This is a genomic window from Boseongicola sp. (assembly GCF_057460485.1).
This window is the reverse complement of sequence record NZ_JBVCWP010000126.1, coordinates 1-10,972: the sequence shown is the minus strand read 5'-3', so window position 1 is coordinate 10,972 and position 10,972 is coordinate 1. Positions and strand designations below refer to the sequence as shown.

The 10,972-nt window shown below is 57.5% G+C and carries 11 protein-coding genes and 2 pseudogenes; 9 read left to right on the top strand and 4 right to left on the bottom strand.

Annotated features, from left to right (window positions below; genetic code table 11):
• The 5 genes and pseudogenes from AC221Y_RS14140 to rnc all read left to right on the top strand — a co-directional run.
• A pseudogene (locus AC221Y_RS14140) lies at positions 1-228 on the top strand (LysE family translocator); the annotation flags it as partial.
• Positions 227-415, top strand: a pseudogene (locus AC221Y_RS14135) (IS30 family transposase); the annotation flags it as partial. The pseudogenes AC221Y_RS14140 and AC221Y_RS14135, both read left to right, overlap by 2 nt.
• 244 nt (positions 416-659) lie before the next feature.
• Complete coding sequence (gene acpS, locus AC221Y_RS14130) at positions 660-1,106, top strand: holo-ACP synthase (protein ID WP_299754053.1); 447 nt, start codon at positions 660-662, stop codon at positions 1,104-1,106.
• 53 nt (positions 1,107-1,159) lie between these two features.
• Positions 1,160-1,945, top strand: coding sequence for a signal peptidase I (gene lepB, locus AC221Y_RS14125; RefSeq protein WP_299754052.1), 786 nt, complete (start codon positions 1,160-1,162; stop codon positions 1,943-1,945).
• A complete protein-coding gene (gene rnc / locus AC221Y_RS14120) occupies positions 1,945-2,628 on the top strand; it encodes a ribonuclease III (RefSeq protein WP_299754051.1) in 684 nt (227 codons plus the stop codon). Before lepB ends, rnc begins: the two co-directional genes overlap by 1 nt.
• Here rnc and AC221Y_RS14115 read toward each other — a convergent pair.
• The gene (locus AC221Y_RS14115) at positions 2,625-3,029 is read right to left on the bottom strand and encodes a thermonuclease family protein (RefSeq protein ID WP_299754050.1); all 405 of its coding nucleotides are present in this window, start codon (positions 3,027-3,029) and stop codon (positions 2,625-2,627) included. The two genes, rnc and AC221Y_RS14115, sit on opposite strands and share 4 nt — an antisense overlap.
• Before the next feature lie 447 nt (positions 3,030-3,476).
• Here AC221Y_RS14115 and era point away from each other — a divergent pair, with 447 nt between their 5' ends.
• From era to recO, 3 genes are read left to right on the top strand one after another with little or no spacing between them, the layout of a single operon-like run.
• The gene (gene era, locus AC221Y_RS14110; protein WP_299754049.1) at positions 3,477-4,397 is read left to right on the top strand and encodes a GTPase Era; all 921 of its coding nucleotides are present in this window, start codon (positions 3,477-3,479) and stop codon (positions 4,395-4,397) included.
• Positions 4,397-4,729, top strand: coding sequence for a DUF1491 family protein (locus AC221Y_RS14105; protein WP_299754048.1), 333 nt, complete (start codon positions 4,397-4,399; stop codon positions 4,727-4,729). Before era ends, AC221Y_RS14105 begins: the two co-directional genes overlap by 1 nt.
• A 39-nt stretch (positions 4,730-4,768) precedes the next feature.
• On the top strand, positions 4,769-5,512 hold the full coding sequence (gene recO, locus AC221Y_RS14100; RefSeq protein WP_299754047.1) for a DNA repair protein RecO: 744 nt from the start codon (positions 4,769-4,771) through the stop codon (positions 5,510-5,512).
• Here the strand turns inward: recO and AC221Y_RS14095 are convergent.
• From AC221Y_RS14095 to AC221Y_RS14085, 3 genes are all read right to left on the bottom strand, one after another.
• Complete coding sequence (locus AC221Y_RS14095; protein WP_299754046.1) at positions 5,487-7,169, bottom strand: acyl-CoA dehydrogenase family protein; 1,683 nt, start codon at positions 7,167-7,169, stop codon at positions 5,487-5,489. The two genes, recO and AC221Y_RS14095, sit on opposite strands and share 26 nt — an antisense overlap.
• A gap of 548 nt (positions 7,170-7,717) precedes the next feature.
• Entirely contained in the window at positions 7,718-9,364 is a 1,647-nt protein-coding gene (gene groL, locus AC221Y_RS14090; protein ID WP_486707563.1) for a chaperonin GroEL, read from the bottom strand.
• A 54-nt stretch (positions 9,365-9,418) separates the two neighbouring features.
• A complete protein-coding gene (locus AC221Y_RS14085) occupies positions 9,419-9,706 on the bottom strand; it encodes a co-chaperone GroES (protein WP_299754044.1) in 288 nt (95 codons plus the stop codon).
• Positions 9,707-9,984: 278 nt separating this feature from the next.
• Here AC221Y_RS14085 and AC221Y_RS14080 point away from each other — a divergent pair, with 278 nt between their 5' ends.
• A complete protein-coding gene (locus AC221Y_RS14080; protein WP_486707562.1) occupies positions 9,985-10,965 on the top strand; it encodes a TraB/GumN family protein in 981 nt (326 codons plus the stop codon).
• The last annotated feature ends 7 nt before the right edge of the window (positions 10,966-10,972 follow it).

Genomic DNA, 10,972 nt, shown 5'->3' with positions numbered 1-10,972 from the left:
TCTGCAATCGCTTTGCCGCGAGACGCCTCGATGTGGGATGTCTGGTTTCTATATAGGGCATTAATGGCCTGTTCATCGGTCGTGTTTCTTGGGTATGCGGTGTTGTTTTCCGCCAGAAGAATTATAGCGGGCTCTATGCGCGCAGCGCGGGTGCTTGATGCGGGCTTTGGGCGGTTGTTTGGCACCGCGTCGATCCGCGTTCTGACCGCGCGGATTGTACCGGGATAGGCGCGGTACAAACGAAAATACTAAGCGCTTGCAGCGACAGTACTTTCCAAATGGCACGGATTTGTCGATACATAGCCAAGCAAAGCTGAGTGCTGTCGCAGGACAGCGCAACGAACGGCCTCGAAAGACGCTGGGACACGAAACTCCCGCAGAGCGTTTTAACGCATGTGTTGCGTCGACCGGTTGAGCGCCCGTGCGCAACTGAGCTTTGCTGGTTATCCCGGGTTTGACGCTGTCGATCATCACACGGCGGACGGTCGGGGCATCAGCCAGCGAGGTATTCCACGCCAGGTCACCGCAGCGGCACAGCATCAATGCAAAGATAAGGTTTAGCCCCATAGCGATGATGCTTAGACCAACACGGTTGCCAAAACCTTGCCAAGCCAGCGGTCGAGGCCTCATATGGCAAGCGAAGTAACGCAGGCAGGCCTATGATCCTTGGTATCGGCACCGATCTTTGCAATATCGAGCGCATTGCAGGCGTTCTTGAGCGGCATGGCGACAGGTTTCGCAACCGTGTATTCACGGATATTGAACAGGCAAAAGCCGAGCGGCGCGCGGATACGCCCGGAACCTATGCCAAGCGCTGGGCGGCGAAGGAAGCGTGCTCCAAAGCGCTAGGCACAGGTCTTCGCATGGGGATTGCGTGGAAGGATATGTCGGTCACCAATATGTCGTCCGGCCAGCCGGTGATGCATGTGACGGGGTGGGCGCAAAAGCGGCTTGAGGCGATGACGCCGCAGGGGTTTGAGGCCGTAATCCATGTGACATTGACCGATGATCACCCCTGGGCACAGGCCTTTGTGCTGATTGAGGCGCGCGCCCTTGGACAGTCTGGTAATATTCCGACGCCCGAGGCAACGCGGCGGCTTGCTTGACAGGGCATCCGCCACGCCTCAGAAAGCCTCGACCTGAAAGAGGCTGAACACAGATGTCCGACAGTACCAGTACGATCCTAGACGGGATCGTCGAGACGATCAAAACCGTTGTCTATGCTCTTTTGATTGCGGGTGTCTTCCGCACCTTGTTTTTTCAGCCTTTTTGGATCCCGTCGGGGTCAATGAAAGACACTTTGTTGATTGGTGATTTCCTGTTCGTCAACAAGATGGCTTACGGCTATTCGCAGTATTCCTGTCCGTTCGGCATCTGTCCTATTGACGGGCGTATCTGGGGCGCAGAACCCGCGCGGGGAGACGTTGTTGTCTTTCGCCATCCGTCGAACGGGCAGGACTTTGTAAAGCGTTTGATTGGCATTCCGGGTGATACTATTCAGATGCGGACCGGCGTTTTGTATATCAACGGCTCGGCTGCTCCGCTGGTTCAAGAGGGAATGTTCACCGAAATCTACGAGCGGCAGGGTCCAATTGGGACGACGCCGATTTGTATCGAAATGCGCGTGTCGTTTGGCGATGAATGCGCGAAGGCGAAGGCGGTCGAGACGCTGCCCGACGGTACTCAGCATTCTGTTTTGGACGCCGGTCCGACACGTCTGGACAACACAGGCGTCACGCGGGTGCCTGAAGGCATGTACTTTTTCATGGGCGATAACCGCGATAATTCTACCGATAGCCGCGTGCCGCAGCCTTCTGGCGTGGGACTTGTGCCGTTTGAGAACCTGATCGGGCGTGCGGATCGCGTGGTCTTTTCGTCGGCGGGCCGGTCGTTGTTCTTCGTGTGGACATGGCGCATGGACCGGTTCTTTAAGGCAATTGAGTGATGAAGACCTCGGCTGAACTTGATGCGTTTGCCGCCCGACTTGGGCACGCCTTCAAGCAGCCGGAGTTTCTGATCCGGGCCGTGACGCACCCTTCGATCGCAAGCGAGACCCGCCCCGACAACCAGCGTCAGGAGTTTCTGGGTGATCGCGTGCTTGGGCTGGTGATTGCCGAGGCACTTTTGGATGCGGACCCAAGTGCTGCCGAAGGGCAACTTGCGCCCCGGTTTAATGCCTTGGTGCGCAAGGAAACCTGCGCTGCGGTTGCGCGTGATATCGACATTGGTGTTGTGCTGCGGCTTGGGCGATCCGAGATGATGTCCGGCGGGCGGCGCAAAGATGCCTTGTTGGCTGACGCGATGGAGGCGGTGATTGCTGCCGTCCATCAGGATGCAGGTTTCGCGGCGGCGCGCGATGTTGTGCTTCAGTTGTGGAAGTCGCGCATCGAGACCGTTGAAGGCGACGCGCGCGATCCTAAGACGTCGTTACAGGAATGGGCGCAGGCGCGCGGATTGGCGCCTCCGACCTATGAAGCAATTGGGCGCGAAGGCCCTGACCACGCGCCGATGTTTACGGTTGAAGCGCGTCTAAGCACCGGCGAGGCCGAAACCGCGAGGGCGACGTCAAAACGCGCGGCCGAGCAAGCATCGGCGAAGGCGCTTTTGGCACGGGTAGAGGCCGCTTAGCGATTCGCTGGCGGCGGTTGACGTTTGGTGGTCATCCAGAGTTTTCGACGAACGCCTTCGGGCTCGTACTCTTTGTAGAGACCCTTCGAGAACAGCGGCCAGTCAAGCGCGAGGCCTTGCTTGACCAGTTCGGCGGCAATGTCACGACCGTCTGGAAGACAGCAGATAGCGACCGTGCGATCGTAGCTCATCTCGGGTGCAATCCTGGCCGTGATGATCTGCCCTTTCGTGATTGCGACCATCGCCCACTTGGCATTGTTACCATAGGGATGATCAAGTTCGGGTGCATCAATCCCTGCAAGCCGTATTGGAACGCTGTTGATAGAAATGGTGTCACCGTCGATGACGTAGCATTTTCCCTTAAGGATCGTGGGTCCTGGCGTGCAGGCGTGACGGTACACAATCTGAGCGCGCTCTGCCCGTTCTTCGCGCTTGGCTTAGCGACAGTAAGGCAGCGTGACATTTTGCTGCGCCGAAGGGTCTGGTGGAGGGAGTGGTCCAGCGGGTTGCGCTGGCTTCTCTGGCGAAATAGCTTTGGGCGGAAGCGTGCGGGGCTGCGATCTTGGTGGCGCTGGTCCTGTCCCAACAATCTGAGGGATATCCTTTCGTCTGGCTCGGTCTTTTTCGACAGCAACCGAAGACGGGCCTCCCCGGCGAAACAGAAAACGAAGTAATCCCATAGAAACACCAAAAATAATCCAATAATGATAGAGTGTTAGCAGCGAGAAACGACATCAACGGGACGGAAATATGGAAATGAAAGGGCACTTCTGGCTGCGACGGTCGGTTTTCACGCCAAAACCCTTCCCGTCTGGCCCTTGCACCCAGAATCACATACTGGCTGGCATATGACAGAAAACTCTCCAAACACCCGCGCCGGGTTCGTGGCCCTTATCGGGGAACCCAACGCTGGAAAATCCACACTTTTGAACCGCATGGTCGGGGCGAAGGTGTCCATTGTGACGCACAAGGTTCAGACAACGCGGGCGCGTATCCGTGGCGTTGCGCTTGAGGGTGACGCTCAGATTGTGTTTGTCGACACACCGGGACTGTTCCGGCCGCGCCGTCGCCTAGACCGCGCCATGGTGGCCGCAGCATGGAGCGGCGCGTCTGATGCAGATGTCGTCGTGTTGTTGATTGAAGCGCACCGGGGCATCACGCCGGGCGTTGAGGCGATTTTGGAAAGCATAGGCGACCGCGTCGGCCAGGCCCCTGTCGCACTGGCGATCAACAAAATCGACCGTGTGGAAGCGCCGGTTCTGTTGAAGCTGGCCGAAGAGATGAACGAAAAGTTCGCGTTTACCGAGACGTTTATGATTTCGGCCGAGAAGGGGCACGGCGTCGATCACCTTAAGAAATGGCTTTCAGGTGTCTTGCCTGAGGGGCCTTGGCTGTATCCCGAGGATCAGATCGCTGACCTGCCAATGCGGATGATTGCCGCCGAGATGACGCGCGAAAAGCTGACGCTGCGCCTGCATCAGGAATTGCCGTATCAACTGACGGTCGAGACAGAGTCTTGGGAAGAACGCGATGATGGGTCGGTGAAGATTGATCAGATCATTTATGTCATTCGCGATGGTCATAAAGGTATCCTGCTTGGCAAGAAGGGCGAGACAATTAAGGTTGTCGGGCAATTGGCGCGGGTCGAGATTTCCGAGTTTCTCGGACGCAAGGTGCACCTGTTTTTGCAGGTGAAGGTGCGGCCGAACTGGCTTGATGAGAAAGAGCGCTATTCCGAGATGGGGCTCGACTTTTCGGACGGCAACTGATGACGCCACGGCTGACATCTGAAATCTGGGTCGCGGCCTATCTGACGCGATGTCGTTTGGCGGATATCCCGGCGTTTGTTGTGGCGCGGGGCGATCACACGGCGGGGGCTGTGTTGGTGAAGCTGAATACCCTGGACGGGCGGGCCTGCTGTTATCACCGGTCTTTTGATATTATGAGCGGCGAGCGGCAATGGATTGTTCATGTTGAGGGCCTCGAGGCTGATGTTGACATCAGCGTCACAAAGCAGCGGTCATTTGATTCCGATCTTTGGGTGATCGAGGTCGAGGATCGGCAGGGGCGGCATTTGCTGGATGACCCCAGCCTTGCATGAGGCTTTGCATCCGCGGATTTGAGGCGGGATAAGCATTTCATGGATTGGCGCGAAGAGGGTGTGCTTTTGACTGTGCGCAAGCATGGCGAGACATCCGCGATCATAGACGTTTTTACCGAAGGTCGGGGGCGGCATGCGGGCGTTGTCCGGGGCGGGACCAGTCGCAAGATCGCGCCTGTCTTGCAGCCGGGGGCGCAGCTTGATCTGGCGTGGCGTGCACGGCTTGAAGAACACCTGGGCGCGTTTACTGTTGAGCCAGTGCGAAGCCGCGCTGATTTGATGGGCGCGCGGGACACCTTGGCGGCGCTGAATGCGGTGACGTCTTTGCTGGCGTTTGTGATGCCCGAGCGAGAGGCGCATCCTAACTTATATCGCCGCACATTGGCCGTTCTCGACATGATCGGTGAAGGCGAGTTTTGGAAGCTGGGGTATCTGCGCTGGGAGTTGGCGCTTCTGGATGATCTTGGCTTCGGGCTGGACCTTGGGCGTTGCGCGGTAACGGATCGCTCGGACAATCTGGTGTTTGTATCGCCAAAGTCGGGACGCGCGGTGTCGCGGGTCGGGGCTGGGGAATGGGCGGACCGGATGTTGCCGTTGTCGCCGGCTTTGGTTGGTGAAGGCGAAGGCAGCGACCGGGATGTTCTGGAGGGGCTTGGGGTAACAGGGCATTTTCTGGGTCAGCATTTTGCACCGACGCTTGGCGATCGCCCGCTGCCAGCAGCGCGGCAGCGGTTTGTTGATTTGATCGCCCGTGGGATCAGGCCAGAAGACGACGCGCGATAACCTGCGCCTGAATTTCTGCTGCACCTTCAAAGATATTGAGGATGCGGGCATCGCACAGGATGCGGCTGATTTTGTATTCCAGAGCGAACCCATTGCCGCCGTGGATTTGTAACCCGTTGTCGGCGGCAGCCCAAGCCACGCGGGCGCCAAGAAGCTTCGCCATGCCCGCCTCTAAATCACAGCGGCGATCGTTGTCTTTTTCGGCGGCCGAGAAGTAGGTGAGCTGGCGCGCAACCATGATTTCCACGGCCATCATTGCCAGCTTGGACGCCACTCGAGGGAACTCGATGAGCGATTTTCCGAACTGTTTGCGGTCTTCGGCGTATTGCATCGACACATCAAGCGCGGATTGCGCGACGCCAATGGCGCGAGCGGCGGTCTGGATGCGCGCGCTTTCAAACGTCTGCATTAACTGCTTGAAGCCCTGACCCTCTGTGTCGCCGAGAAGGTTCTCGCCCTTCACCTCGAAGCCATCGAAATTGACGGTGTATTCTTTCATGCCGCGATAGCCGAGAACCTCGATTTCGCCGCCTGAAAGTCCATCGTCCGGGAACGGGACCTCGTCGGTGCCAGGGGTCTTTTCGGCCAAGAACATCGACAGACCACGATAGTCACTGGTGTCGGGGACTGAACGCGCAAGAACCGTCATGACGTGGGTGCGGGCGGCGTGGGTGATCCAGGTTTTGTTGCCCTTGATCGTCCAGGTCTCGCCGGTCTTGGTCGCTTTGGTGCGCAAGGCCCCAAGGTCTGAACCGGTGTTTGGTTCAGTGAAAACCGCCGTTGGAAGGATTTCACCTGAGGCGAGGCCAGGAAGCCATTTTTCTTTCTGCGCTTGGGTGCCGCCGCAAAGGATCAACTCGGCGGCTATTTCGGAGCGCGTACCGAGGGAGCCGACGCCAATATAGCCGCGGCTGAGTTCTTCGGACACTACACACATGGAGGCTTTTGACAGGCCGAACCCCCCGTATTCCTCCGGGATCGTCAGGCCGAAGACGCCCATTTCGGCCATCTCGTCGATGATCTCCATCGGGATCAGTTCGTCTTTCAGGTGCCAGTCATGGGCATTGGGTTCCACGCGATCTTTTGCAAAACGGCGGAACTGCTCGCGGATCATTTCAAGTTCGTCATCAAGGCCTGTTGCTCCGATAGTGATCTCGGCGGTGCGCTCGCGCATGATCGCGACAAGGCGAAGGCGGGCGGCTTGTGTATTGCCCTGTTGGGTCAGGGTCATGACCGCAGGGGCCATCATCGTGCGCTGGTCATCTTGTGTCAGGCCAAGGTCCTGCGGGCGGATAATCTCGCCCTGGCTCATCGGGATGCCGCCATAAAGTTGCCAGAGGTATTCGCCGAAGGTGATCTGGTGGATCAGTTGCTCCAGCTCGCCAAATTTCCCGTCAGCCTGAAGCGCTTCGGCCCAATGCTGCATCTGGCGGAGCGCTTCGACATAGGTGGCGACCCAAGCGAGGCCATGGACTGCAGTTTGGTGGCTTTCGATGAGGGACGCGCTGACCTGGTCGCCGTCGCTGACCTGAGCGCGGACAACGTCTTTGGCGCGGTCCAGCAGAGATTCGGCGGCTGGAACAGCCTCCTTCGTCAGCGCCAGAAGGTCGGGGAGTACAGGTGTTTCAATCATTGGAGAGGTCCCGTCATGCGGCATTGCAACATTCCCATTTTCTGCACCTGCGAAGGTTTAGGGATTTTTGAGTGACCGCGCAAGAAGATTTCGTCAGAAGGGGTCTTTTGTTTCCGAAAATGTCTCGAGTGAGTCCGCGTGTTTTGCGCGGGCTGCGACGTAGACCTCATGCATGTCGCTTTCGACGTCACGGCGAAACGCGGCCATGTCTCGTCGAAGTCGGCGGTCATAGCGAGGTCGAAATGGTTTGATCCCGGTCTGACAGTGAAGCCGCAGGTCGCGGAGCGGACGTCGGAGTGGTCTGCGCAGGCTTCGATGGTAGCTTTCAATGCGGCGCGATCTGCTTGCGTCGCGCTTGGTTTGTCAGGATGCCTAATGATGTGACGTAACATGCGAGTATCCTTACGGGGTCACGACCAAACTAAGGCTGCAATTTGATGACGACAAAAGAAAAAGGGCGCCACAACGGGCGCCCCTTCTTTTGGGTAGTGACGTAAACCCGGATGACGAAATGCTGTGCAAACCGCCCGTCGGGTAACGCGGTTCCGGCCCGCAAGCAGGTCGGAAGTCGCTTACATCATGCCGCCCATGCCACCCATGTCGGGCATGCCGCCGCCGCCGCCGCCTGCGCCTTCTTTGGCAGGCTTGTCAGCGACCATGGCTTCCGTCGTGATCAGAAGACCGGCGATCGATGCTGCATCTTCCAGAGCCGTACGAACAACCTTGGCCGGGTCGATAACGCCGAACTTGAACATGTCGCCATATTCTTCGGTCTGCGCGTTAAAGCCAAACGTCGGGTCATTGCTTTCGCGAACCTTGCCCGCGACAACCGAACCGTCGACGCCGGAGTTCTCGGCGATCTGACGCAGCGGTGCTTCGAGAGCTTTACGCACGATAACGATACCGGCGTCCTGGTCGCTATTCGCACCTTTGAGGTCTGCAAGCGATTTCGCGCCCTGGATCAGAGACACACCACCACCAACAACAATACCTTCCTGAACGGCCGCGCGGGTGGCGTTCAGTGCATCGTCAACGCGGTCTTTGCGCTCTTTCACTTCGGTTTCGGTCATGCCGCCAACGCGGATGACAGCAACACCACCAGCAAGCTTAGCAACACGTTCCTGAAGCTTCTCACGGTCATAGTCGGACGTGGTTTCTTCGATCTGTTGACGGATCTGGGAAACACGTGCTTCGATCTCGGCTTTTTCGCCGAGGCCTTCGATGATCGTTGTCTCGTCCTTGGTGATCGAAACGCGCTTGGCTGTGCCGAGCATGTCCATTGTGACAGATTCAAGCTTCATGCCGAGGTCTTCGGAGATCACCTGACCACCGGTGAGGATCGCGATGTCCTGAAGCATGGCTTTGCGGCGATCGCCGAAACCCGGTGCTTTGACAGCTGCGATCTTCAGACCACCACGCAGTTTGTTGACGACGAGCGTGGCAAGAGCCTCGCCTTCGACATCTTCTGAGATGATGAGAAGTGGCTTTTGCGATTGGATAACCGACACAAGAAGCGGAACCATTGGCTGCAGCGATGAGAGTTTTTTCTCGTGCAACAGGATGACGACGTCTTCCAGCTCGGTGACCATCTTGTCAGGGTTGGTGACGAAGTATGGCGATAGGTAGCCACGGTCGAACTGCATGCCTTCGACAACTTCGGTCTCGGTCTCGAGACCCTTGTTCTCTTCAACAGTGATCACGCCGTCGTTGCCGACTTTCTGCATCGCGTCTGCGATCTGCTGGCCGATGTCGGCTTCGCCGTTCGCAGAGATCGTGCCGACCTGTGCGACTTCGTCGCTGTCTTTCACGTCACGGGCAGCTGCTTTGATGTGTGCCACAACTTTGGTGACTGCAAGGTCGATGCCGCGCTTAAGATCCATCGGGTTCATGCCAGCGGCAACCGATTTTAGGCCTTCGCGAACGATGGCTTGCGCCAGAACCGTTGCAGTTGTTGTGCCGTCGCCGGCTTCGTCATTGGTGCGGCTGGCGACTTCTTTCACCATCTGCGCGCCCATGTTCTCGAACTTGTCTTCAAGCTCGATCTCTTTAGCGACCGTTACACCGTCTTTGGTGATGCGTGGTGCGCCGAAAGATTTTTCGATCACGACGTTACGGCCCTTGGGGCCGAGGGTAACCTTCACTGCGTCCGCAAGGATGTTTACACCCTTAAGCATGCGGTTGCGCGAGTCGGTACCAAATTTGACGTCCTTAGCAGCCATGTTGATTGCTCCTGGTTGTCTGAAATTTCAGTTGATTGATGGAAGTGACGTTGCTCAGGAAATCGTACCGAGAATGTCGCTTTCCTTCATGATGAGCAGCTCTTCGCCGTCCAGCGTGATTTCTGTGCCGGACCATTTGCCGAAGAGAATCTTGTCGCCTGCTTTGACAGATGGTGCGATAAGCTCGCCCGAGTCTTTGCGTGCGCCTTCGCCGACCGAAATGATCTCGCCTTCGGCTGGCTTCTCTTTTGCGCTTTCAGGGATGATAAGACCGCCTTTGGTCGTATCGTCGCTTTCTACGCGGCGGACCAGTACGCGGTCGTGCAGCGGAGTAAATGCCATATTGAACGCTCCTTGGTTCAGTTGCTAGTGGATTGGCACTCATCTCTAGTGAGTGCTAACGATTGGGAGATAAGGAACGTGCCCGCGCCTGTCAACCAGGCGCAGGGGAAAAATTGCTCAGGTTTTCACTCATTCGCAGGTTGTCCGCGGCACACGCCGAAAACTATGGGGATCGCTCGTGTATTTCTCACCCTATCTCAATCCCAATCCGGCCTTTCTTCCGCCTGATATCCGGGCCATCATAGTGGAAACACCGATAATACAGGGCAAATGATCTGATGGTACGACTGCTTTTTATGGTTTTGGCGATGCTCCTGACGCCGCTTGTGGCGATGGCGCAATCTTGTGGGACGATTGATCTGATCGATGAACTATCCCCCGCAGAACGAGCCCGACTTGATGCTTTGGTTGCGCCGCATGCTTTTCCTGTCGGAAATCTTTGGCGCGCTGATAAGGGCGAGTGGACCGTTGTTATTGCAGGAACGCTGCATGTCCCGGATGCCCGACTGGACGGGCTGGCAAAGCGCATTGACCCCTTTTTACGCGATGCGGACGTCCTAATCCTTGAGGCAACGTCTGAAGACGAGGCAGGCCTGGCCGCGATGGCGGCATCAAAGCCCGATCTGTTCTTCATCACCGAAGGCCCGACCCTGATTGATTTATTGTCGCCCGAGGATTGGACAAAGGCCGAAGAACAGCTGTCGGCGCTTGGCATTCCAGCCTTTGTCGCGGCGCAATTTCAGCCTTGGTACTTGAACCTGACGCTTGCGATCCCGCCCTGCGCTTTGGCGCTGGTTAAGACCGGTGCCAAGGGTCTCGACCGCCAGCTTGAGAGCGTGGCCCTAGACGTCGGGGTGCCAATCCAATCGCTGGATAATGTGGAGACGGTAATCCGTATCTTCGCCGATGCGCCCTTCGAGGATCAGATGGACGGACTTCGACTGACGCTCAATACAACAGACGACAGCAACGCCAATACATCGACGCTGATCGAGGCATATTTTGACGGCCGCACCCGCGAAGGATGGGAATTTGGCCGGATCATGGTGGACCGGGCCGGGATCGAAAACGGGCAGGCACTGTTTGACGAAGTCAACACATCGCTTCTGATTGACCGCAATGCCGACTGGGAGCCGATGATCCACGAGATGGTTGACGGCAAGAATGCAGTCATTGCTGTCGGTGCCGCGCATTTGTCCGGAGAAAGCGGCGTCCTGCGTGCGCTAGAGCGCGCAGGCTATAGCTTAGCGCCTCTCTGAGGCCCGC